Origin of the sequence: Kitasatospora sp. NPDC091257 (assembly GCF_044757675.1) — a bacterium.
Classification (GTDB): Bacteria; Actinomycetota; Actinomycetes; order Streptomycetales; family Streptomycetaceae; genus Kitasatospora; species Kitasatospora lactacystinica.
Window position 1 is genome coordinate 1 of sequence record NZ_JBIVVI010001593.1, and the last position, 1,664, is coordinate 1,664.

2 protein-coding genes are annotated in these 1,664 nt (G+C 73.7%); both read left to right on the forward strand.

Features of this window, described 5'->3' with window-relative positions; all coding sequences use genetic code 11:
- A partial coding sequence (locus ACIQOV_RS40580; protein ID WP_401056041.1) for a helix-turn-helix domain-containing protein occupies positions 1-503 on the forward strand: 503 nt, incomplete at its 5' end.
- A complete protein-coding gene (locus tag ACIQOV_RS40585) occupies positions 500-1,630 on the forward strand; it encodes an aminotransferase class I/II-fold pyridoxal phosphate-dependent enzyme (protein ID WP_401056042.1) in 1,131 nt (376 codons plus the stop codon). The genes ACIQOV_RS40580 and ACIQOV_RS40585, both read left to right, overlap by 4 nt.
- Positions 1,631-1,664: the final 34 nt, after the last annotated feature.

Below are 1,664 nucleotides of genomic sequence, written 5' to 3' on the forward strand. Positions count from 1 at the left end.
CCGGCGACCCCTCGCTGCTCGGCGAACTGGACGGGATCGACCCCTCCGCCCCCGACGTCTACGGCCCCTACGAGAAGCTGCTGCCCGACGGCCGGCGGCTCTCCTCGGTCAGCGCCGTGCTGCGCGACGAGGCCGGGAAGCCCACGGCGGTGCTCTGCGTCAACCTCGACCGGGGCCCGCTGGAGCAGGCCGCCGCCCTGCTGGCCGGCTTCGCCGCCCCCACCGCGCCGCGCCCCGAACCGCTCTTCGAGCGCGACTGGACCGAGCGGATCAACGACGTGGTCGGCGGGTACGTCCGCGACCGGGGCCGTCCGTTGGAGCGGTTCACCCGCGAGGACCGGCTCGCCGTCCTGACCGAACTCGACCGGGCCGGGGTGTTCGCCGTCCGGCGCGCCGTCCCGGTCGTCGCCACCGCGCTGCGGATCTCCCGTTCCACCGCGTACAGCCTGCTCGCCGAGCTCAAGCAGCACCCGGCGGGCCCCGCCAAGGAGTACCACCAGTGACCCAGCTCCCCGACTTCCGGCTCGAAACCCACTTCTCGCGCTGGGAGTTCACCGCCCGGTACCACCTCACCGCCTCCGACGCGCAGACCATGACGATGGCCGAACTGCTCGCCCTGGCCGGCCCCGAGGACCGCGAGGCCTGGGACACCCTGGCCCTCGGCTACACCGAGACCTTCGGCGACCCCGGGCTGCGCCGCGCGGTCGCCGGGATGTACGAACAGGTCGGCGAGGACGACGTGATCTGCTTCGGCGGCGCCCAGGAGGGGCTCAACCTCGCCATGCAGGTGCTGCTCGAACCGGGCGACCACGCGGTGGTGCTGACCCCCAACTACCAGTCCGCCGAGACCGTTCCGCTCTCGCTGTGCGAGGTCACCGGCGTCGCGCTGGACGCGGAGCGGGACTGGGCGCTGGACCTGGACGCGGTCGAGGCGGCGCTGCGCCCCAACACCAGGGTGCTGTCGGTCAACTTCCCGAACAACCCGACCGGCAAGGTGATCGACGCCGCCGACTTCGTCCGGCTGGCCGAACTCTGCGACGAGCGCGGCATCCGGCTCTTCTCGGACGAGGTCTACCGCGGCCTGGAGCACGACCGGGCCCGCACCCTGCCGCAGGCCGCCGACCTCTCCGAGCGGGCCCTGTCGCTCAACGTCACCTCCAAGTCGCTCGGCCTGCCCGGCCTGCGGATCGGCTGGATCGCCTGCCGGGACCGGGAACTGCGCTCGCGCCTGGAGCGGGCCAAGCACTACACCACGATCTGCAACGCGGCGCCGAGCGAGGTGCTGGCCCGGATCGCGATCACCGCCCGCGAGCACATCCTGGCCCGCAACCGCGCGATCATCGCCGAGAACCTGCCGCGGTTCGACGCCTTCTTCGCCGAGTTCGCCGACCTCTTCGAGTGGCGCGCGCCGGACGGCGGCTGCGTCGCCTACCCGCGCTACCGGGGCCCGGGCGACGTGGCGGAGTTCTGCACCGCCCTGGTCGAACAGGCGGGCGTGCTGCTGCTGCCCGCCGACGTCTTCTGCTCGGAGCTGACCCCGACCCCGGCCGACCGTTTCCGGATCGGCGTCGGCCGCCGCGACCCGGGCCCCGGCCTGGCGGCCTTCGGCGACTGGCTCCGCAAGCGCTGAGGCGCACTCGGGGCGGACCCGGTGCGCACCCGGG